Annotated in this window: 20 protein-coding genes; 8 read left to right on the forward strand and 12 right to left on the reverse strand. The window is 73.5% G+C overall.

Going from position 1 to position 20678, the window contains the following annotated elements; all coding sequences use genetic code 11:
- Positions 1–6 precede the first annotated feature (6 nt).
- Entirely contained in the window at positions 7–489 is a 483-nt protein-coding gene (locus IF23_RS0102960; RefSeq protein WP_030279408.1) for a hypothetical protein, read from the forward strand.
- Between the two features lie 34 nt (positions 490–523).
- On the opposite strand, the gene IF23_RS0102965 is transcribed toward IF23_RS0102960, so the two are convergent.
- Both IF23_RS0102965 and IF23_RS0102970 read right to left on the reverse strand, forming a co-directional pair.
- Positions 524–871, reverse strand: coding sequence for a VOC family protein (locus tag IF23_RS0102965; RefSeq protein WP_030279410.1), 348 nt, complete (start codon positions 869–871; stop codon positions 524–526).
- A 133-nt stretch (positions 872–1004) separates the two neighbouring features.
- Entirely contained in the window at positions 1005–1556 is a 552-nt protein-coding gene (locus IF23_RS0102970; RefSeq protein WP_030279412.1) for a DapH/DapD/GlmU-related protein, read from the reverse strand.
- A gap of 88 nt (positions 1557–1644) precedes the next feature.
- On the opposite strand from IF23_RS0102970, the gene IF23_RS0102975 reads away from it, so the two are divergent.
- Positions 1645–2574, forward strand: coding sequence for a LysR family transcriptional regulator (locus tag IF23_RS0102975; RefSeq protein WP_030279416.1), 930 nt, complete (start codon positions 1645–1647; stop codon positions 2572–2574).
- 16 nt (positions 2575–2590) lie between these two features.
- Here IF23_RS0102975 and IF23_RS0102980 read toward each other — a convergent pair whose 3' ends face one another.
- Together IF23_RS0102980 and fes are read right to left on the reverse strand one after the other, a co-directional pair.
- Positions 2591–3052: a nuclear transport factor 2 family protein gene (locus IF23_RS0102980; RefSeq protein ID WP_030279417.1), complete on the reverse strand. Its 462-nt coding sequence runs from the start codon at positions 3050–3052 to the stop codon at positions 2591–2593.
- Between the two features lie 80 nt (positions 3053–3132).
- Positions 3133–4413 (reverse strand): enterochelin esterase, encoded by a 1281-nt coding sequence (gene fes, locus IF23_RS0102985; RefSeq protein WP_030279419.1) that lies wholly within the window; start codon positions 4411–4413, stop codon positions 3133–3135.
- A gap of 268 nt (positions 4414–4681) precedes the next feature.
- On the opposite strand from fes, the gene IF23_RS0102990 reads away from it, so the two are divergent.
- Positions 4682–5761 (forward strand): YncE family protein, encoded by a 1080-nt coding sequence (locus IF23_RS0102990; RefSeq protein WP_030279421.1) that lies wholly within the window; start codon positions 4682–4684, stop codon positions 5759–5761.
- A gap of 85 nt (positions 5762–5846) precedes the next feature.
- Here the strand turns inward: IF23_RS0102990 and IF23_RS0102995 are convergent, their stop codons facing one another.
- From IF23_RS0102995 to IF23_RS0103005, 3 genes are all read right to left on the reverse strand, one after another.
- A complete protein-coding gene (locus IF23_RS0102995) occupies positions 5847–6407 on the reverse strand; it encodes a TetR family transcriptional regulator (protein WP_030279422.1) in 561 nt (186 codons plus the stop codon).
- Positions 6404–7855 carry an MFS transporter gene (locus tag IF23_RS0103000; RefSeq protein WP_245654868.1) on the reverse strand — a complete coding sequence of 484 codons (1452 nt, stop codon included), beginning with the start codon at positions 7853–7855 and terminating at the stop codon, positions 6404–6406. Before IF23_RS0103000 ends, IF23_RS0102995 begins: the two co-directional genes overlap by 4 nt.
- A gap of 226 nt (positions 7856–8081) precedes the next feature.
- Positions 8082–8954: a YceI family protein gene (locus tag IF23_RS0103005; RefSeq protein ID WP_030279426.1), complete on the reverse strand. Its 873-nt coding sequence runs from the start codon at positions 8952–8954 to the stop codon at positions 8082–8084.
- 408 nt (positions 8955–9362) lie between these two features.
- Between IF23_RS0103005 and IF23_RS0103010 the strand changes: the two genes are divergently transcribed.
- The gene (locus tag IF23_RS0103010) at positions 9363–12566 is read left to right on the forward strand and encodes a cytochrome P450 (protein ID WP_030279428.1); all 3204 of its coding nucleotides are present in this window, start codon (positions 9363–9365) and stop codon (positions 12564–12566) included.
- 38 nt (positions 12567–12604) lie between these two features.
- Positions 12605–13651 (forward strand): zinc-binding dehydrogenase, encoded by a 1047-nt coding sequence (locus IF23_RS0103015; RefSeq protein ID WP_030279430.1) that lies wholly within the window; start codon positions 12605–12607, stop codon positions 13649–13651.
- A 25-nt stretch (positions 13652–13676) separates the two neighbouring features.
- On the opposite strand, the gene IF23_RS0103020 is transcribed toward IF23_RS0103015, so the two are convergent.
- Both IF23_RS0103020 and IF23_RS0103025 read right to left on the reverse strand, forming a co-directional pair.
- The gene (locus tag IF23_RS0103020) at positions 13677–14162 is read right to left on the reverse strand and encodes a DedA family protein (RefSeq protein ID WP_030279432.1); all 486 of its coding nucleotides are present in this window, start codon (positions 14160–14162) and stop codon (positions 13677–13679) included.
- A 223-nt stretch (positions 14163–14385) separates the two neighbouring features.
- A complete protein-coding gene (locus IF23_RS0103025; protein ID WP_030279434.1) occupies positions 14386–14685 on the reverse strand; it encodes a hypothetical protein in 300 nt (99 codons plus the stop codon).
- A gap of 426 nt (positions 14686–15111) precedes the next feature.
- Here IF23_RS0103025 and IF23_RS0103030 point away from each other — a divergent pair, with 426 nt between their 5' ends.
- From IF23_RS0103030 to IF23_RS0103040, 3 genes are all read left to right on the forward strand, one after another.
- Positions 15112–15438: a hypothetical protein gene (locus tag IF23_RS0103030; RefSeq protein ID WP_030279436.1), complete on the forward strand. Its 327-nt coding sequence runs from the start codon at positions 15112–15114 to the stop codon at positions 15436–15438.
- Positions 15435–16373, forward strand: coding sequence for a WXG100 family type VII secretion target (locus tag IF23_RS0103035; RefSeq protein WP_030279438.1), 939 nt, complete (start codon positions 15435–15437; stop codon positions 16371–16373). The genes IF23_RS0103030 and IF23_RS0103035 overlap by 4 nt, the downstream gene beginning before the upstream one ends.
- Positions 16374–16444: 71 nt before the next feature.
- Positions 16445–17092: a hypothetical protein gene (locus tag IF23_RS0103040; RefSeq protein WP_030279440.1), complete on the forward strand. Its 648-nt coding sequence runs from the start codon at positions 16445–16447 to the stop codon at positions 17090–17092.
- Positions 17093–17119: 27 nt separating this feature from the next.
- Here the strand turns inward: IF23_RS0103040 and rutA are convergent, their stop codons facing one another.
- The 3 genes from rutA to IF23_RS0103055 all read right to left on the reverse strand — a co-directional run bounded on the left by rutA (position 17120) and on the right by IF23_RS0103055 (position 20438).
- On the reverse strand, positions 17120–18205 hold the full coding sequence (rutA, locus tag IF23_RS0103045; RefSeq protein WP_030279442.1) for a pyrimidine utilization protein A: 1086 nt from the start codon (positions 18203–18205) through the stop codon (positions 17120–17122).
- Between the two features lie 77 nt (positions 18206–18282).
- Positions 18283–19707 carry a sensor histidine kinase gene (locus IF23_RS0103050; RefSeq protein ID WP_030279444.1) on the reverse strand — a complete coding sequence of 475 codons (1425 nt, stop codon included), beginning with the start codon at positions 19705–19707 and terminating at the stop codon, positions 18283–18285.
- Positions 19704–20438 (reverse strand): response regulator transcription factor, encoded by a 735-nt coding sequence (locus IF23_RS0103055; protein ID WP_030279445.1) that lies wholly within the window; start codon positions 20436–20438, stop codon positions 19704–19706. Before IF23_RS0103055 ends, IF23_RS0103050 begins: the two co-directional genes overlap by 4 nt.
- Between the last annotated feature and the right edge of the window lie 240 nt (positions 20439–20678).

A 20678-nucleotide genomic window follows, 5' to 3' on the forward strand; every position in this document is an offset into this window, starting at 1 on the left:
GCGTCCATGGGTACGGGGCGAGGCGGGACGGCGGGCACGGTCGCGCGGCTGTGGACGGCCGGTGAGATGCCGTACGGTGACGCGCTCTACCGGCCGGACGACACCGCTCTGGAGCTCCATGTCGAGGGCCCCGGGCGCTACCACCCGGACGCCGGACAGCCGATCCCGTTCCGTCTCGGCGGGCCGGTCGAGGTGGCCCGGATCGTCGCGGAGTGCGGCACCACCGAGGTGGATCCGGCGTTCGAGAGCGCCCTGCCGGACGGTTCCGGGTGGCTGTGCGGCGGCGGCAGCGGTATGGGCAACGTCGGTTATCTCGCCCGCCTCGCCCCCGACCGGTCGCTGCGGTGGGTGGCCGTGATGTGGAGCTCCAACCCGTTCGTGGCGGTGCGTCACGAGGGCACCACCGCCGTCTGCTTCAACGACTGGGGTAACCGGCTCGCCCTCGACCTCACCGCCCCCGCGCTCGCCCGGGACGGGTGCGGGAGCTGATCCCGCTCACGGAGGAAGCGGTCCGGGAGGCGGGTCAGCGGTGGGCCAGTACGTTGACCACCCGGCCGCCGGGGTCGCGGACGAAGAACCTCCGCACCCCCCACTCCTCGTCCTGCAGCGGGTGCACGATCTCCGCGCCGCTCGCCCGCAGGGCGGCGTAGGCCGCGTCCACGTCGTCGACCTCCACGCTCATGTCGGGGACGAGCGGCGCCGTCCGGTCCTCGGCCATGACGCTGATCTGCGCCGCCGGGCTGGTCGGGGAGGCGAGCGTCATGATCCAGCCGTGGTTCATCACCTCCTCGAACCCCAGCAGGCCGTAGAACTCCCGGCTCTCCTGCGCGGCTTCCGATCGGATGGTGGGCACGACGCGGCGAACGGCCATCGGACGACTCCAAGGGAGGGAGGGCGGATGTGTCTCGGGAACCCCCAGGAGTACTACGGCACCGGCGCCACCGCACGCACTTGTGTCCCGGACGCCGGGGCGCGGCAGGGCGGGACACGGTCCGGCCGCGAGTTCAGTCGATCGTTTTGATCACCCGGGCGGGGACTCCCGCGACCAGGGTGCGGGCGGGCACATCGCGGGTCACCACCGCACCCGCCGCGACCACGGCACCGGCGCCGACGGTCACCCCTTGCAGGATCACGGCGGACGTGCCGATCCAGACGTCGTCCTCGACGACGATCGGGGCGAGGGAGAGGTAGGCGCGGCGCTCGGCGAGGCGCAGCGGGTGCCCGCCGGTGATCAGGCTCACCTTCGGGGCGATCATGACGCCGTCACCGATGCGGATCCCGCCCCGGTCCATGAAGGTGCATCCCTGGTTGACGAAGACGTTCTCGCCGAACGCCGTGTTCAGCCCGTACTCGGTGAAGAACGGCGGATAGATCGTCACGGACTCCGGGAGCGGGCCGCCGAACACCACGGACAGGAGTGCGGCACGGCCCTCGCCGTCGCCGAACGGCAGCACGTTCAGCCGGGACGTCGCGTCCGTCACCTCCGCGACGCGCTCCACGTGGCGGGCGAACTCGGGCGTGGGGACGGGGAGGACCTGCTCGGTACGGGGAGACATGCGGCGATCCCACCACCGGCGGAAGGCGCGATCAAACAACCGCACGGCCCACCGGCACCACCTCCCGTTGTGTCCGTAGCCTCGGGGCATGGATGTGGAAGCGCTGCGGACGTTCGTGGCCGTCGCCGAGGCCGGTCAGTTCCAGGCGGCGGCGGACGCGCTCGGGATCAGCCAACAGGCGGTCTCCAAACGGATCGCGACCCTGGAGAGACACCTCGCGGTCACGCTCCTGGTACGCACCCCGCGGGGCTCGCGGCCGAGCCGGGACGGGCAGGTCCTGCTGCCGCACGCCAGGAAGGTCGTCGCCGCCGTCGAGCAGGCGGAGCGGTCGGTGCGCCCCGGCGGTCGGCCGTTGCGTATCGACGTCCTCCACCGGCGCATCGCTCCGGCCCGGGCCGTCCACCGGTTCTACCGCGCCCGTCCCGGGACGGCCCTGGACGTGGTCACGCTGAGCGACGAGAACGCCGCGCAGGCCGCGCAAGCGGTGCTCGAAGGGACCGTCGACGCTTCCTTCCGCGCCCTGCCGGTGGATCAGGTCCCGGCCGGGATCAGCGCCGAACGGCTCCTGAACGCGCCCCTGGAGCTTCTCGTCGGGCCCGGCCACCCCTTCGCGGACGCCCCCTGGGTCAGGCCCGCGGACCTGGCCGGTCACCGCATCTGGATCCCCGGGATCAGGCCGGGCACGGAGTGGGCGGCGTTCTACCGGGCGCTGTCCGGGGCCTTCGGGCTGAGCATCGACGCGCTCGGCCCCCACTTCGGTGACGACGCCCTGATGGACGCGCTGGCCGACTCGGACTCGTCGGCCACCCTGGTCGGCAGGGGCGACCGGTACCGGTGGCCCCGGAGCCACGCTCTGCGGCGCATCCCGCTGCGCCGACCGACGCCGGTCTACCCGCACCTGCTGCTGTCCCGCACCGGAGACCGGCACCCCGTACTGACCGCGCTGCGGGACCAGTTGCGCACGTCAGGGCCTCGCCTCCCGGACGACGCCTGGGTACCGGACGGGTTGGACCACTGACGGCGGGCCCCGGGCGCTACCGGACCGGGAGGTCGGCCCCGTGTTCCGCCGCGGGCCGGGGGCCGTGGATCCGCCGGTCGGCCTCGGTGATTTCGAGGTCGTTGATGCTCGCCTCCCGGCGCCGCATGAGCCCGCGCGCGTCGAACTCCCACTGTTCGTTGCCGTAACTGCGCCACCATCGGCCCTCGGTGTCGCGGCACTCGTACTGGAAGCGGACGGAGATGCGGTTCCCCTGGAACGACCAGAGGCTCTTGCGGAGCGCGTAGTCGAGTTCGCGCTCCCATTTCCGGGTCAGAAAAGCGACGATCTCCTCGCGCCCGCTCAGGAACGTGTCGCGATTGCGCCACACCGAGTCCGGTGTGTAGGCGAGCGCCACCCGGTGGGGGTCGCGGGTGTTCCACGCGTCCTCGGCCGCCTGGACCTTCTGCCGGGCGGTCTCCTGCGTGAACGGCGGGTGGGGCGGGCGGTCTTCCGGCACGGTGGCCTCCTCCGGTCGTACGCGTACGGTGTCCGCCGCGGCCCGGCGCGCCGTACGCTCCGGCCGCGGCGGCGACCACCCTATGCGGAAGGACCGGCCCCGATCCGGCTGCCCGCGCCGAGCAACTCCACGAGTCCGTCGGCGAGTTCGTCGCGCCAGCAGAGGTAGTCGTGGCCGCCGTTGAACTCGTGGTAGGTGGCGTCGTCGTACCCGGCGGCGGCGAGCGCGTCGCGCAGCCGCCGGGCGGCGGGCAGGGCCACCCACTCCTGGGCGCCGGAGGAGAGCCGGAAGCGGACCGGCCGCCGCGGGGTGGCGGCGAGGCGGGCGGTGAACCATTCCGCGTCCGGGCCGACCGGCCACCAGAACGAGCCGGACTGGGAGAGGACGTTGCCGAACCGGTGCGGTGCGGTGAGCGCCGCGTACGCCGCGGTCAGTCCGCCCAGGCTCTGCCCGGCGACGACCGTACGCGCCGGGTCGGCGGTGAGCGGGAGCCGTCCGGCGGCCCACGGGAGCAACTCCTCGTCGAGGAAGGCGACGAACTCCGGGCGGCAGGTCAGCTCCCGCCAGCGGGTGGTGGCGTCGACGGACTCCGGGAGGAGGGCGGCGACGGGCGGGATCCGGCCGTCGGCGACGAGATTGTCGAGGAGGTGCGCGAGGCCGAGCCGGGGCTGCCAGTGTTCGCCGTCGAGCAGCACCAGGACCGGCAGCGCGGCGTCCGGTGCGGTGTGCGGCGGCCGGTAGAGCCGGACCCGGCGGGCGCCGCCGAGGTGGCGGCTGGGCACGTCGTGGGTGGTGACGGTGCCGCGGGGGACGCCGGGCCGCGGCTCCCATCCGGCGTCCCGCGGCGCGCCGGGCAGCCGGGCGCAGGAGACGCCCGGACCGCCCCAACGGCCGGGCAGTGTACGGGAGTTGAGCGGGTCGGGGTGGCGCCGGGTGCGGAGCCAGGAGGCGTAGCCGTCGTCGTCCGGTGCGGGTCCGTCGCCCTCGTCCACACAGAACTCGTAGGTGCCGTACCAGTCGCGGCGCAGCCGGAGCGTCCAGTGCCAGACGTCGGTGCCGGGCAGGTGCTCCATGGAGTTGGCGTCGGGGGCGCGGGGGTCGACGAGCTTGTTGGGCAGCACCTGGACGGCGCGGGTGGCGGGGGTGCCGCGCCACAGGAAGGTGACGGCGGCGTGGTCCGGGTCGCCCTGCGGGTCGGGCCCGACGAGCGGGGTGCCGGTACGCGCCGCCTCGGCCCAGAACTCCGCGACGCGGTCCGGTGCGGGCAGGGCGGGGCCGGTGGCGATCCTCGGCAGCGGCTGCGGACGGGCCACGCGGGGCGGGTGGTGGGCGGTGCCCTCGGGCGACGCGGACGCGAGCATGCGGCGGAACTCCGGTGACGGGGGCGGGCGGCCGTGGGGCCGCGCGCCCGGGCGGACCTCCGGGGCGCCGCTCGGACACCCCAGACACTTAGGGTCACCTTACCTTTGCCGCCACGGCGCGCCCGAGGGAGGCCACCCGCACCTCACCTGTGACACGAGCCACACCGTTTCGGGCTCAAAGTTAGGTAAGCCTAAGCTAATTTTATTGCCAGCTCGCTTCTCCGCGAACACCCCCAAACGGCATCCCTGCCAAGGAGACTGACGCCGCATGTCCGCACTGCCCCTCCGCATCCGCCGACTCGCCGCCACCGCCGTGGCCCTCGCCGCGGGCGGCACACTCACCCTCACCGGCGCCGCCCACGCCGCCACCGCGACGCCCGCCGCCCACCCGGTGGCCGCCACCAAAGCGGCGCCCGCCACGGCGGCGCCTCTGGTCAAGGGCCTCTACCAGTCCGCGTACTCCGAGCGGAACCACGTCCTGTGGGCGACCGCCTCGGTGGGCCGCCCGCCGGTGACCCAGTCCGCGCTGGTGAAGGTCGACCCGCGGACGATGGCGGTCCGCGCCTCCTACACCCCGCCCGTCACCGACCGGGCCACCGGCGCCGTCGAGGCGGTCTACGGCATCGACGTCGACGACCGGCACAACACCGTCTGGACCACCAACACCCGCGACAACTCCGTCGCCGTCTACAGCCAGCGCACCGGCAAGCACCTCGCCACCCTGCCCGGCGTCAACCACGCCCGCGAGGTCGTCGTCGACGAACGCCACCACACCGCCTGGGCCAGCGGCTTCGGCGACGGCACGCTCGTCGCGTTCGACACCCGCACCTACAAGGAGAAGAAGCGCGTCACCGTCGAGGGCGCCGGTACCGCCGGACTCGCCGTCAACGAGCGCACCGGCACCGCCTACGCGACCGACCTGAACGGCAACCAGATCATCGAGGCGAGGCCCGGCGCCAAGAAGCCCCGGCTGATCCCCACCGGCGAGGGCCCGATCTCGCTCGCCCTCTCCCGCGACGGCCGCACCGCCTACACCGCCGACCAGAAGGCCGGTACGGTCTCCGTCGTCGATCTGCGCAAGGGCTCCGTCGTGAAGACCGTGGCGACCGGCGAGGGCACCCTCGCCGTCGCCAGCGACCCGCGCACCGGCACCGTCGCGGTCGCCAACCGCACCGCGGCCACCGTCTCCCTCATCAACCCCCGCAAGGGCACCGTCGTACGGACCGTGACCACCGGCGCCAACCCGAACCACATCGAGATCGCCCACGGCACCGCCTACGTCGTCGACAAGTCGGGCACCGGCCCGCAGGGCGAGGACCAGCTCAACCGGATCCGCGTCACCCGCTGACCCGCTCCCCCGGTACGCCGTGGCCCCGGTGCCCCGCCCCCACGGGCGGGCACCGGGGCCACGGCACATCCGGGCGGGCGCGCCGCTACCCGCCGCCGCCCAGCGTCTCCCGGAGCAGCGCCGCCAGTTCATCCGACGCCACCTCGCCCAACTCCTCGAACGCGCCGGAGCGGCGGCCCAGCACGATGCCGATGACGGCGGCGACCACGATCTCGGCGCGCAGCCGGGGCTGCTCGCGGCCCTCCGCCGCGAACCGGCGGTGCAGCGGCTCCACGAGCCGGTCGTGGAGCGCGGCGCGGGCCGCCTCGTCCGCCGCCGGATCGCTCAGCGGCTGCACGCCGACCTGGAGGATCGGGACGAAACCGCGGCGGGCGGCGCCTTCGAGGACCTGTTGCAGCCGGTCCGGGGCGAGGAGGTCGCTGACCGGCGCGTCGCCCCGTTCGGCCTCGACGGCGGCGAGGTAGAGCTGCGTCTTGCCGCCGAAGTAGCGGGCGATCAGCGCCGGGTCCACGCCCGCGCGGCGGCCGATGTCCCGGGTGGTGGTGCGGTCGAAGCCGCGTTCCGAGAAGAGTTCGCTCGCCGCGTGCAGCAGCGCCTCGCGGCTGCGCGCGGAATCCCTGCGGCGCGCCTCCTGAGTGCCGGTCACCGCCGTGCCTCCACATCCTCCCGCCCCGCGGGCTCACCCTCGACCGGTGCCACCCTATGCGCCGCGGCGACCGGCACCGCCCCCGGGGAGCCGGGTGTCGTCCGCGCGGACCCGCCGCGGACCAGCAGATATCCGAGGAGGGCGGTGACCACCCAGACACCGCAACCGGCGATCCCGGCCACCCGGTAGCCGTGCTCGGCGGGCAGTCCGCCGGTCCCGGGGTGGGCGGCGAGGACCGCCGCGGTGAAGGCGCTGCCGGAGGAGTAACCGATGTACTTCACCACCTGGTTGAAGCTGAGCGCGCTGCTGGTCTCGTGCGCCGGGACCGCGCCCACGATCAGCGCGGGCATCACGGACACGGTCACCCCGGCGCCCAGCCCGATGATCCCCATCGCGACGAACGCCTCCCACAGCCCGCCCCGCACCCAGGTGAACAGCGCCGTGCCGCCCAGGCAGACCAGACAGCCAAGCGGCAGCATCCGGCCCGGCGACACGGAGCGGGACGCCAGCCGCACCAGCCGCCCGGAGACCATGCTGGCCACCGAGAACGGGGTGAGGATCAGCCCGGCGATCACCACCGAGGCGCCGAAGCCGTACCCCGCCGAGCGCGGCGTCTGCACGTACTGCGGCACCATCGACAGCATCACGTACATACCGACGCCGGAGAGGACCGCGGTGAGGTCGGCGGCGAGCACCGGCCGGTCGCGGACCAGACGGACGTCGACGAGCGGATGCGGGGTGCGCAGTTCGTGCACCACCCACCAGGCGAGCAGCGCCACGGACACCCCGGCCAGCGCGATCAGCTTCGGCGAGGTCCAGCCCCAGCGGCCGCCCGCGGTGGTGGTGAGCAGCAGCCCGGCCATGCCCACGGCGAGCAGCAGCGCCCCGGTGAGGTCCAGCGGATGCTTGGGCCGGGCCGGTGAGGGCGGCAGGATCACGGCGAGCGCCACCAGCGCCAGCGCGGAGGCGAGGGTGGCGAACCAGAATCCGGCGTGCAGACCCAGGTACCGGGCGAGGACGCCGGTGAGCGGATAGCCGAGGCCGACGCCCGCGGCGGCGGTCAGCGAGAGGGTCGCCACGGTGTGCCGGGCCTTCTCGGGCGGCAGCGCGTCACGGGCGGTGGCCATGGTCAGCGGGGTGAGGGCGATGCCGACGCCCTGGAGCGCCCGGCCCACGAGCAGTCCGGAGAAGCCGGTCGGCAGCGCCGCCAGCAGGCTGCCGACGAGCGCCAGCGTCAGCCCGCCGAGGATCACCCGGCGCCGGTGCGGCCCGTCCCCCAGGCGTCCCATCAGCGGGGTGACGACCGCGCCGACCAGCATCGTCACCGTCAGGGACCACTGGGCCACCTCCAGAGAGACATGGTCGACCCGGGCGATGGTCGGGATCAGCGGTGCGCCCAGGCTGCTGATGATCGCCACCAGCATTCCGACCGACACCAGCACGGGCACCAGGGCCCGTTCCTTCCACGGGGACCTCGTTCGGGCGGCTTCCACGCCGGCTCCTCCTGTTCGGTGGCGCCGCCATGTCAGCGGCTGATGTCATCGTACGATGACATGTACGAATTCCGGGCGCCGCGGCCCCCCGGAGTGACCCAGGACACGTGGGCGGGAACGCGGAAAGGGCGGCGGCGCACGGTGGGAACCGTGCGCCGCCGCCCTTGGGGGCGACCGGCCGCTACTCGGGCCGGATCGCCTGGATGTCCAGCTCCACGCGGATCGTCGCGCCGATCGCGGCGATGCCCTTGGCCAGCATCTTGCGCCAGTCCAGGGTGAAGTCCTCGCGGTGCAGCTCGGTGACGGCCTGGCAGGCGGTGCGGGTCTCGCCCGCGATGCCGGTGCCGATCCCGAGGTAGCGGGTGTCGAGCTGCACGGTGCGGCTGACGCCGTGCAGCTGGAGCACGCCCTGCACCGTCCAGCGGCTGCCGCCCTTGTGCACGAACCACTCCCCGGCGAACTGCAGATACGGGAACCGCGTCACGTCCAGGAACTCCGCCGACCGCAGATGCTCGTCCCGCATCCGGACGCCGGTGTCGATGCTCGCCGCCTCGATGGCCACCTCGACCCGCGAGTCCTCCATCCGTTCGCCGATCCACAGCCCGCCCTCGAAGCGGTTGAACCGGCCGTGGATCTCGGCGAGCCCGATGTGCCGGGCGGTGAAGCGGATGGCGCTGTGGTCGGGGTCGATCCGCCACTGTCCGGCGGCGGGCAGCGGCAGCGCCGGGGCGGGCTCCAGGGCGATCGGGCGCGGCGCGGTCCGCTCGCCCGCCACCACCTCGACCTCGCTCCGCTCCGGCCGGAACCCGTCGGAGGTCACCACGAGCCGGTACGTACCGGGCCGCAGCGTCACCGTCAGCCGCCCGTTGGGGTCGGTCCGCCCCCGCGTCACCTCCTGACCGCCGAGGTTGCGGACCGAGACCGCGACCCCCGCCATCGGCAGTCCGACGGGATCGTCCACCCGCAGATCCAGCGCGCCCGCCCCGCCGGGAAGCGGCGAGGGAGGGCTGTACGGCATTCGGTCGCGCAGACGGTTCAGGAAGGCGAGAGGCATGGCAGGACGGGGCCCATCGGTTGTGCGGTACGGCGGGAGGGAGCGGAGCGCGGAGGGGAGCGCGCAAATGGTGCGGTTTCCCCCCTCTTCCCCTTCCATCCTTTCATTGCCGCCACGGCGAAATGATCCCGAGCTGTCATGAGCCGCCCAAAGGTGACCTTTCTCGCACCTCGCCACCGACGGGAGCCGATCACCCCGTTCCACCGTCGCGGACGCCCGCCACTCCCCCGTCCACCCCCTGCCACACCGCGGACGGTTCCGCAACCCCCGTACGGATCCGGGCACTACACGATCGTGCACCGCGGTGGCCGCCCGTGGTCCGCGCAACGGACAGGCTGGAGAGGACCGCTGGAACCGATCCCGCGGGTCGTTCCGGTCTCCCCCGCTCACGGAAGGCGGTTCGCCTCAATGTCCGCGACTGTGCTCCCACCGCACCCCGACGACCTCGGCGGCATCCCCGTCGTCGACGTCTCCCACACCCCGGCCCGCACCCCGCTGCTGCGGACCATGGCCCTGGCCCGGCAGCACGGTCCGGCCTTCATCCAGCGGCAGCACGGCCGGGACACGCTGTTCGTCAGCAGCCTGGAGCTGGTCACCGAGCTGTCCGACGAGCGACGCTTCGGCAAGGCGATCGGACCGGCGCTGGAGAACGTCCGGGAGTTCACCCACGACGGACTCTTCACCGCGTACCACGACGAGCCCAACTGGGCCAAGGCGCACGACATCCTGATGCCCGCCTTCGCGCTCGGCTCGATGCGCACCTACCACCCGGTGATGCTGCGGGTCGCCCGTCGGCTGATCGCCTCCTGGGACCGCCGGTGCGCGGACGGCATCCCCGTCGACGTGCCCGACGACATGACCCGGATGACCCTGGACACCATCGGACTGGCCGGATTCGGCTTCGACTTCGGCTCCTTCGACCGGGACGAGCCGCACCCCTTCGTCGGGGCGCTGGTGCGCTGTCTGCACTGGGCGATGACGAAGCTCAGCCGCGACCCGGAGCTGGACCACACGGAGACCGACGCGGCGTTCCGCGCCGACGCCGCCTATCTGGCGTCGGTGGTGGACGAGGTGATCGCGGCCCGCACCGCACCGGACGCCCCGGCGCCCGACGGCGAGGACCTGCTGGGCCTGATGCTCGGCGCCACCCACCCCTCGGACGGCACCACCCTCGATCTGGCCAACATCCGCGACCAGGTCATCACCTTCCTCATCGCCGGACACGAAACCACCTCCGGCACCCTCTCCTTCGCCCTCCACAACCTGCTCAAGCACCCGTCCGCGCTGCGGCGGGTGCAGCGTGAGGTGGACGAGCTGTGGGGCGACGAGCCGGACCCGGAGCCGACGTTCGAGGACATCGGACGGCTGCACCACACCCGGCAGGCGCTCAACGAGACGCTGCGGCTCTTCCCGCCCGCCCCCGGCTTCTCCCGCCGGGCGCTCGTCGACACCGAGCTGGGCGGCGTACCGCTGCGGGCCGGGCAGTGGGCGACGGTGCTGACACCGATGCTCCACCGGGACCCGGCCTGGGGCGACAACCCCGAGCTGTTCGACCCCTCGCGCTTCTCCCCCGAGGCGGAGGCGGCCCGCTCCCCGCACGCCTTCAAGCCGTTCGGCACCGGCGAACGGGCCTGCATCGGGCGGCAGTTCGCGCTGCACGAGGCGACCATGATGCTGGCCATGCTGGTCCACCGCTACCGGCTGCTCGACCACGCCGACTACACGATGGACCTCAAGCAGGCACTCACCATCAAGCCGGACGGCTTCACCCTCGGCCTCGCCCCGCGCACCCCGGCCGACCGGGCCGCCCACCGCGCCGCACGGCCCGCCGCGCACGGGACGGAGACCCCGACCGACGCCACCCTGCCCACCCGGGTGCGGCAGGACACCGGGGTCCTGCTGCTGCACGGCTCCAACTACGGGACCTGCCGCGACCTCGCCGCCCGGCTGGCCGACACCGCCGCGGAGACCGGCTGCGCCACGGCCCTCGCCCCGCTCGACGCGCACACCGGCGCCCTCCCCACCGACCGGCCCGTCGTCATCGCCGCCGCCTCGTACAACGGCCGCCCCACCGACGACGCCGCCGCGTTCGTCCACTGGCTGGAGACCGCCGGGCCCGGCGCCGCCGAGGGGGTCACCTACGCGGTCCTCGGCGTCGGCGACCGCAACTGGTCCGCCACCTACCAGCGCGTCCCCACCCTCATCGACGACCGGCTGGCCGCCCTCGGCGGCACCCGGCTGCTGCCGCGCGCGGCGGCGGACGCCTCGGGCGACCTGAACGGCGCGGTCACCGCGTTCACCGGCGCCCTGCGCACCGCGCTGCTCACCGGCTACGGCGACCCCGCGAGCGTCGGCGCCGCCGCCGCACCGGAGGGCCCCGCCTACACCGTCACCGAACTCACCGGCGGGCCGCTGGACGCGCTCGCCGCCCGGCACGGCATGACCGCGATGACGGTCACCGAGACCGGCAGCCTCACCCACCCCGACCACCCGCGCGCCAAGCGGTACGTCCGCCTCGCCCTGCCCGACGGGCAGACGTACCGCACCGCGGACCATCTGACGGTGCTCCCGGCCAACGCCCCGGAGCTGGTGGAGCGGGCCGTCCGGATCCTGCGGGTGGACCCGGAAGCCGTCCTGGGGATCACCGCCCACCGGCCGCGCCGCGACGGCCTCGCGCTCGACCGGCCGGTCACCGCGCGCCATCTCCTCACCCGCCACGTCGAGTTGCAGGACCGGCCGACCGCCGGACAGCTGACGCTCCTCGCCTCGCTCAACCCCTGCCCGCCCGAGCGGACGGCCCTCGCGGCGCTGGCCACGGACGAGGCGGCGCGCGCCGCCGACCCGCGCGGGCTGCTGGACGTCATCGAGGACCATCCGGCGCTGGCCGCGGAGCTGACCTGGCCGGTGCTGCTGGAGCTGCTGGAGCCGATCCGGCCGCGCCACTACTCCGTCTCGTCCTCGCCGACCGCCGACCCGCACCACGTCGACCTGATGGTCTCGCTGCTCCAGGCGCCCGCCCGCTCGGGCCGCGGCACCTACCGCGGCACCGGCTCGGGGTATCTGCACACCGTGCGCCCCGGCGACACCGTGTACGCGCGGATCCAGCCGTGCCGGGAGGTCTTCCGGATCCGGCACGACGCACGGACCCCGCTGATCATGGTCGCGGCCGGTACCGGTCTGGCCCCGTTCCGCGGCGCCGTCGCCGACCGGCTCGCCCTCGCCACGGACGGCGCCGAACTCGCCCCCGCGCTCTGCTACTTCGGCTGCGACGCCCCCGACGCCGACTATCTGCACTCCCGGGAGCTGCGCGCCGCCGAACTGGCCGGGGCGGTCCAGATGCGCCCGGCCTTCAGCGCCGCCCCCGTCGACGGCCGACGCTTCGTCCAGCACCGCATCGCCGCCGAGTCCACCGAGGTCTGGAAGCTGCTCGACGCCGGGGCGCGGGTCTACGTCTGCGGCGACGGCGCCCGGATGGCCCCGGGCGTCCGCGACGCCTTCCGCGCCCTCCACCTCGCCCACCACCCCGGCGCGGCCGACGCCGACGCCGCCGCCTGGCTCGACACACTGATCGCCGACGGCCGGTACGTCGAAGACGTCTACGCCGCCGCCTGAGCCGCCCCTCCCCGCCTCGGAACCCGGAGGTTCCTCCCATGACCACCATGCTCGCCGGACGGCTGCACCTCGCCGACACCACCTTCCGCGTCGAAGAGGTACCGGTGCCCGAACCCGGGCCCGGTGAGGTCCTGATCGAGGTCAGGGCCGCCGGGGTGTGTCTGTCCGACGTCCATCTCATCGACGGCAGCCTGAAGCCGTTCGTCCCGGTCGACGCGATCACCCTCGGCCACGAGGTCGCCGGGGTGATCCACACCCTGGGCCCCGGTCTCCTCGGCGACTGGACCCCGGGGACGCGGGTGGCGCTCCAGGCGGGCCAGAGCTGCGGCCGGTGCGCGAACTGCGCCATGCGCCGCACCCCGTGCCTGAGCCCGCACACCCGCGGTGTCGACTACGACGGCGGCTGGGCGGAGTACGCCCTCGCCCGTGAGGACACCCTCTGCCCGATCCCCGACCACCTCCCCTTCGACCAGGCGGCGATCATCCCCGACGCCGTCTCCACCCCGTACGCCGCGGTCGTGGAGACCGGCGGGGTCCGCCCGGCGCACGCCGTGGGGGTCTGGGGCGCGGGCGGTCTGGGCGCCCACGGCATCCGCCTCGCCCGGCTGGCCGGGGCGGCGCCGGTGATCGCCGTCGACCCGCTGCCCGGCGCCCGCGACCGCGCCCTCACCTTCGGCGCCGACCTCGCCCTGGACCCGGCCGACCCCGGCTTCGCCGCGGCCGTACGGCACGCCACCGGCGGACGCGGGCTGGACTGCGCGTTCGACTTCGCCGGGGTCCCGGCCGTCCGCGAACAGGCGGCGACCGTCCTGCGCCGCGGCGGGATCATGGTCCTGGCCGGGCTCACCCCGCACCCGCTCACCGTCACCGACGGCACCCGCTTCAGCTGGAACCGGAACGAGATCCGCGGCCACTACGGGTCCTCGCCGGTCCATGTCGAACAGCTCATCCGGCTGGCCTCGACCGGCCGCCTGGATCTGGGCCCGTCGATCACCGGCCACCTCCCGCTGGCCGACGCCGCGGAGGCGGTGCGCCGCCTGGAGAACAAGGAGGGCGACCCGATCCGGCTGATCCTGGTGCCGTAGCGGACCCGGGCCGGACGCCGGTCCCTCAGGCTTCGTCGGCCGCGGCTGCCTCCCGCGCGGCCGACGAGGCACGTCGGCGCCGGTACACCACGGCCCCGCACACCGCGGCGAGCAGGACGGCGACCACCGCGACGCCGAGCGCCGTCCGCTCGGCGAAGAGCCGGGTCACCACTTCCAGCACACCGACCCCGACCGTCGCGTAGAGCAGCGCCCAGCACGCCCCGCCCACGAAGAGCGCGGGCAGATAGCGCGGCAGCGGCATCCGCATCGTCCCGGCGAGGAAATTGGCGGCGGTCTGGAACCCGACGGTCAGGAACGAGACGGCCACCACCGGCGCCCCCCACCGCTGGATCGCCCGCTCCGCCCGTACGAACCTGGCCGACGACAGCCGCTCCGCGAACCGGCTACGCCGCGCCCCGGCGGCGGCCAGCCACCCGACCGCAAAGGTCCCACCGGCCCGCAGCAGAACGATGACGTACAGACCGGCGGCCGCAAACACCACCTTCTCCACGCCACACCGCCCTCACCGCCGGCCCGCCCCTACCGGGACACCGCCGACTCCCGACCCGGCGCGGCTCAGCGCCCCGCCCAGGTTTCCGATACGACCCTGACCAGGGCCGTCCGCCACAGCCAGGGTAAGCGAACGGCCGCACCGGACAGGCCGCCCGTCGGCCATCCCCGAAGCGCGCGACCGTCCGGCCGGAAACCGGCGGCCCGCCTGCCCGGCGGTGCGGTCAGCCCTCCCGCCAGGGCCCCGAGGGCGCGCCGTCCGGTTCGATGCCGTCGGGCCGGCGGAGGGCCCACAGCGGCTCGAAGCCGCGCAGCCGCCACACCGCCGGTCCGCGGTCCGCGGCCTCCCGCGCCGCGGACTCGGCGCTGTAGTGATCGCCGTCCCGCAACCGCAGCCGGGCGATAGGGGCCCTGATCGCCTCCCAGCAGGCCCGGGTCCTGCCGGTGGACGCCTCCCCCACCAGGACACACAGCTGGCTGCGGCCTCCCGCGGCGGCGGAAACCACCTCGGCGAGATTCGGCATCGTGCTCCCTCGGCACATAGGCCGGAAGCGCGTCCGCCGTTCCCTCCGTACCGAGGGAACGGCGGACTTCGAGAGCGGTCGGACAGCAGGAACTGATACGACGGCGGAGGATTTCCGGCGGTATCGAGGACCCGGCATGCGTGCCACCGCGGCCGAACGTCAGGTCTCCGTGGATCGCCCCGTCCGGATCACGACCTCGGCACCACCACCGACCGTGTTGCCGACCGCCTCCGCCCCACCATGGGCGCTCTTGTCCGTCGGTGCCTTCGCCGTGGCCGTCCAGCATGTGAATGACCACATCCGGAAGGCTTCAGCAAATTTTGAGAGTGACGTGAGGGTTGCTTGACCCTGTCTTGAAAAGACCCTTCCCCGGCCTCCCTATGGTGACAGCGGACCGAGTACGACCCGAGTTGGGGGGCTCACACCATGGGCGGGGAATTCCGCACCGATCCGGACACGCTGTTCCATTACGCGACCCATACCGAGCAGCAGAAGGACGAAGTTCCCCGCATCGGGCGGGCGTTGGAGCATGTGGAGATTCCGTCGGGGGCCTTCGGCAAGCTGCCGGAATCCGATGAGCTGCACTCCTCGTACAACGAACACGCCACCGCGGCGCAGCAGAACATCCACGATCTCGCCGAGCTGTTGCAGGGTGTGGCCGAGGGGCTGCGGGCGACGGCGGGCGGGTACGTCCAGACCGAGTACGCGCAGCAGCAGACGTTCGGCGGTCACGGCGGGGGTGCGGCCGGATGACCGCCACCGATGCCTACGCGTGGGTCAACAAGGAGATCGAGAAGCTCCCCGACATCGAGCAGATCCACAACAACGAGGAGCACGGCCTCGACTCCGGTCTGGACGACGCCATCCGGTGGTTCCTGGACAAGGTCGGGCTGATGGACAAGCTCGAACAGGTCACCGGCATGCCGACGCAGCTGACGCTGGCCGCCCAGGAGTGGAAGGCGCAGGGCGAGGCGCTGCACCGGGTGTCGGCGGAGCTGCGGTCGGGGGCGCGGCGGCTGCCCGAGCAGTGGGAGGGCGACGCCTCCGAGGGCTTCGGCCACAGCATGGGCAAGATCATCGACGCGTTGGACGACACCGGCAAGGACATGGGCAAGACCGCCCAGATCCTCAGTCAGGCCGCCAAGGAGAGCAAGTTCGCCGAGGACTCCATCGTCGCCATCATCCGTGAGGCGATCGAGTGGGCGGCGATGACGCTGGCCGCGATGGTGGTCACCGACATCCTCACCCTCGGTCTGGCCACGGTGGTCGACGGGCTGGTGGCCGAGGCCGAGGTCGCGGTCTTCCTGGCCCGGGTGGAGAAGGTCTCGGCGGAGCTGGCGAAGACGCTGCGTGAGTTGATGAAGGCGGTCAAGGAGTTCAAGAGCGGCGCCAAGTCCTTCAACGAGGCGCGCAAGGCCGCGGGTACGCTGCGGAAGTTGGGCGGCCCGATGGGCAAGGGGGCCTTCCGCAGCAAGGACTGGTGGGCCCACCACATCGCGAGCGGGCAGATCGCCAAGCACGGCTCGAAGCCCCTGATCAACGAGGTCACCGGGCTCACCGGCGACTACAAGACCCCGGCGGAGGACGCGATCAAGCACTTCGGCGGGGAGGCGCTGGACGACAAGGGCCCGCAGGAGCCCGAGCCGTACCACGTGCCCAAGCGCAGTATCGAGGACACCTTCGGCTGACCGCCCGGGCCGACGGGCGGGCCGGATCCCGTGACGCGACGGCGACGTCGCAGCAGAGCGAAGAGAGGGACATGCACCCCACCCCCCTGGTCCCGGAGCGGGACGGCTGGCTCGTGTCGCACTCCGCGCCGTTCCTCGGCCCCGGTGAGACGCTGCGCGGGGCGCTGCCCGTCCGGCTCGATCCGCTCGCCCCGGACACCGTTCCGAAGGCGCTCCGCAGGCCCAAGCCGGAGGCCGAGCGGAAGGCGCGGTTCACCGGGTGGCAGCGGATCTTCCTGCCGGTGACGTTCGTGATGTGGCTGGTCTCGCTGCCCGCCGGTTTGCTGGAGGTCGGCGCCCGCCGCACCTGGCGCGGATTCCGCCGGATCTTCCGGGGCCGGGTGTGGGCCGGCGGCTGGGAGAGCGCCGCGGGCCGTTTCGTCGTCGACGCCCGTACGGGGACGGCGGAGGTCGCCGGGTACGACCACACCCGGCTGGCGCTGGCCGTCACCGACCGGCGGCTGTTGCTGCTGACCGAGCCGACGCTGCCGGAGCGGGAGGCGGCGCAGCTGCTCGGCGCGGTCCCGCACGGGAGTTACGGGCCGCGCCGGGAGCCGCACCCGCCGCGCCACCGGGGCCGGGTGGACCTGGCCTTCGCCGACGGGTCGTGGCTGGCGCTGGACGTACCGGACCGGCGTCAGGTGGCGTGGCTCGGCGAGCTGTTGGCGGCGGGGCGGTAGCGTCCCGGCGGCGGGCGGGCCCGGGCGTCAGGGGGTCTTCGGTGTGCGCCCGGCGCGGCACCGCAGCAGCGGTTGGATGCGGGTCCCGAAGTTCTCGATGCCTTCCAGGAAGTCGTCGAAGACCAGCATGATCCCCTTGGTGCCGGGCACCTCGGCGATCTCGTCCAGCATCCCGGCGACCGTCTCGAACGAGCCGACGAGGGTGCCCATGTTGAAGTTGACGGCGCCCTCGGGCAGCGCGATGGTCCGGGCGGTGGCGGAGGCGTCGTCCGTGGCGTCGGCGTCCGTCTCCCCCGACATGTAGGCCAGCGCCGCGTGGTCGGCGTGGTCGTGGTAGTCCCGCCATTTCGCGTGGGCGGCCGCGTCGGTTCCGGCCGCGATGATCATGAACAGGGAGAGCGCGCCGACGTCGCGGCCGGTCCGCCGTGCCTCGGTCATCAGCGCCGCGGTGGTGTCCGCGAGGGCGAGCGGGGTGTTGACGCCGCTGCCCAGGACGAAGTTGTAGTCGGCGTGTTCGGCGGCGAACCTCATACCGTTGCCGCTCTGGCCCGCGGCGACGATATCGATGTGGCCGTCGGCCGGTCGTGGGGAGAGCACACAGCCGTCCATCGTGTGGAACTCGCCCCGGAAGTCGCTGCGCCCCTCGCGCCACAGCTGCTTCAGCACGGTGACGTACTCGGCGGCCCGGGCGTAGCGGTTGCCGAAGTGGGCGTCGCCGGGCCAGAGGCCCATCTGGGCGTACTCGCCGGGCGCCCAGCCGGTGACGATGTTGACGCCGAACCGGCCGGGCGCGATGGCGTCGACCGTGGCCGCCATCCGCGCCGCCATCGCCGGTGGCAGGGCGAGGATCGGCGCGGAGGCGTACAGCTTGATCCGCTCGGTGACGGCTGCCAGCCCGGCCGTCAGCGTGAACGATTCGAGGCAGTGGTCCCAGAACTCCGTCTCCCCGCCGAACCCCTTGAGCTTGATCATCGACAGCGCGAAGTCGAGGCCGTACGCCTCGGACTTCTGCACCACCGCCTTGTTGAGGGCGAAGGTCGGCAGGTACTGCGGGGCGCTCTTCGAGATGAGCCAGCCGTTGTTGCCGATGGGGAGGAACACGCCGATGTCCATACCGCTCCTGTACGGGTCCGGGGAATCGTGCGGTCCCTTCCCCGCGCCGCCGGAAAGACACCCGGGCCGGGGTGGCGTCACCCGGGGAGGGTGAGGCGGAAGGTGGTCCGTCCGGGGCGGCTGGTGACGGTGGCGGTGCCGCCGTGGGCGGTGGCGACGGCGTGGACGATGGCGAGGCCCAGCCCGGTGCTGCCGGTGGCGCGGGAGCGGGCGTGGTCGGCGCGGACGAACCGGCCGAAGACCTCGGGCCGGTCCTCCTCGGGGATGCCGGGGCCGGTGTCGCCCACCGCGACGGAGACGCCGTCCGGCCCGGTGGTGAGGGCGACGGTCACCTCGGTGCCGGGCGGGGTGTGGGTGCGGGCGTTGGCGAGGAGGTTGCCGATGGCCTGCTGGAGGCGGTGGGCGTCGCCGGTCACGGTGACGGGTTCCTCGGGGAGGTCGAGGATCCAGTGGTGGCCGGGGCCCGCGGCGCGGGCGTCGTCCGTCGCGTTCAGGATGAGCAGGGTCAGATCGACCGGTTCGTGTTCGAGGGGGCGTCCGGCGTCGAGACGGGCGAGGAGCAGCAGATCGTCGACGAGGCGGGTCATCCGCCGCGATTCGCCGTCGATCCGTTCCAGGGCGTGCCGGACGTCGGCGGGGACGGGGCCGCGGTGGCGCAGGGCGAGTTCGGCGTGGCCGCGGATGTTGGCGACGGGGGTGCGCAGTTCGTGGCTGGCGTCGGCGGCGAAGTGCCGTAGCCGCTCCTCGCTCGCCTGACGGCGGGTCAGCGCATCCTCGACATGGCCGAGCATGTGGTTGAGGGCCGTGCTGACCTGGCCGACCTCGGTACGGGGGTCGGTGTCGGGGAGCGGGCCCGGCATGGCGATCTCCCCGCTGGCGAGCGGCAGTCCGGCCACCTCCGCCGCGCGGGTGGTGACGTTGCGCAGCGGGCGCAGGGAGATCCGCACCCACTGGGCCCCAGCGATACCGGTGGCCACGAGGGCGATGCCGAAGAGCGTGGCCTCGACCGCTTCGAGGCGTTCCACGGTCTCCTCCACCGGGTGCAGGGGCAGGCCGGTGAGGAGCACGTCCCGGTCGTCGCCCCGGACGGCGGTGACGCGGTAGGAGCCCAGCGCGGAGAGGCGGAGGTGGTGTCCGTGTCCGTCGGCGGGGACGGCCGCCAGGGCGCGGCGGTCCCCGGCGGTGAGGGTGAGCGTGTGGTCGGTGGCGTCGCGGACGACGGCGGCTTGGGTGACGGTGCCGTTCAGCAGGCGGGCGCCGAAGGTGGCGTCGGCCTGGCCGCGGGTGTCGGGGCGGTTGTCGGCGTCCGGTCTGGCCTCGTGTTCCAGGCTGGCGGCGAACCGGCCGCCGGACGCGGTGAGTTGCTCGTCCAGGCGTCCCAGGAGGAAGTCGTGGAGCGCGAAGGTGGTGATGGCGCCGACGCCGAGGCAGGCGAGGGCGAGGAGGGTGACGAGCCCGGCGGTGAGCTGACCGCGCAGGGTGCGGGGCAGCAGCCGCCTCACGGTGCTTCCGGCTTGAGGACGTACCCGACGCCGCGCACCGTGTGGATCATCGGGGCGCGTCCGGCGTCGATCTTCTTGCGCAGATAGCTGATGTACAGCTCGACGATGTGGGCGCGGCCACCGAAGTCGTAGGCCCAGACGCGGTCGAGGATCTGGGCCTTGGAGAGCACCCGGCGCGGGTTGCGCATCAAGAAGCGCAGCAGTTCGAACTCGGTGCGGGACAGATCGACGGCGGTCTCACCGCGCCGGACCTCCCGGGCCTCCTCGTCCATGGTCAGCTCCCCGACGACGAGCCGGTTGGTGCCGGGCTCGGCGGTCATCCCGGCGCGCCGCAGAAGCCCGCGGAGCCGGGCGAGGACCTCCTCCAGGCTGTACGGCTTGGTGACGTAGTCGTCGCCGCCCGCGGTGATACCGGCGATACGGTCCTCGACCGCGTCGCGCGCGGTGAGGAAGAGCACACAGATGCCCGGCTCCTCGCGGCGCAGCGCCCGCAGGACCTCCAGTCCGTTCAGATCGGGCAGCATCCGGTCGAGGACCACGGCGTCGGGGCGGAAGTCGCGGGCGGCGGCGAGCGCGCCCGCGCCGTCCGCGGCGGTACGGACCTGCCAGCCCTCGCCGGTCATCGCCCCGGCCAGGACCTCGGTGACATCGGGCTCGTCGTCGACGACGAGGACCCGTACGGGATCTCCGTCGGGGCGGTGCAGGGGCGGTGCGGTGTGCGGCTCGTTCATGGTGTCTTCAGCATGCCTCGGCGCCGGTCACGGCGGGGCACGGCCTTCCTCTGAGTTTCCTCTGAACCGGCGCCGGGAGAGGTCGGCGGCGCCTTTTCAGAGGCGGCACAGAGCGGAGGCTGTGAGGCTGGGCCGCCCTCACCGGGACGCGTCCGCCGAGAGAAACCCGGCATTCACTGCCCGTGCGGTAGAAATCGGACGCCCGCCCGTGGCCGACGCACCGTCGCGGGCGTCGCGGCA

It is taken from the genome of Streptomyces catenulae (assembly GCF_000718015.1).
Lineage (GTDB): Bacteria > Actinomycetota > Actinomycetes > Streptomycetales > Streptomycetaceae > Streptomyces > Streptomyces catenulae.